This is a genomic window from Nocardioides sp. CPCC 206348 (assembly GCF_048654705.1).
GTDB lineage: Bacteria > Actinomycetota > Actinomycetes > Propionibacteriales > Nocardioidaceae > Nocardioides.
This window is the reverse complement of record NZ_JBMCZA010000243.1, coordinates 18,695-19,045: the sequence shown is the minus strand read 5'-3', so window position 1 is coordinate 19,045 and position 351 is coordinate 18,695. Positions and strand designations below refer to the sequence as shown.

1 protein-coding gene is annotated in these 351 nt (G+C 71.2%); it reads right to left on the bottom strand.

Annotated elements, in window-relative coordinates:
- Positions 1-17: 17 nt before the first annotated feature.
- On the bottom strand, positions 18-351 hold a 334-nt coding region (locus ACOADB_RS28445; RefSeq protein WP_378607143.1), incomplete at its 5' end, for a zinc-binding dehydrogenase.

Sequence of the window (351 nt, the reverse complement as noted above, 5' to 3'; positions counted from 1 at the left end):
TGCTGTGAACCGGGCGTTCAGAGCTCGATGACGACCTTACCGTGGGCCTCACGGCGGTCGAGGACGCCCAGCGCGTCCGCCGACTGCTCGAACGGCAGCCGGTGGCCGACGTACGGCGTGACACGGCCTTTCGCGGCCGCCACCTCGAGGCCGGCGACAAGCTCCGGCGCGTAGCCGGGGAAGCGCTGCTCCCACGGGTCGAGGGCGACGCCCACCACGCTCAGGTTGCGCAACAGCAGCCGGTTGGCCTTGACCTCGGGGATCGCTCCGTCGGCGAAACCGACGACCATCAGCCGTCCGCCGACGTCGAGCGCCCTCAGGGAGTCGGTGAAGCGGTCACCGCCCACGGGA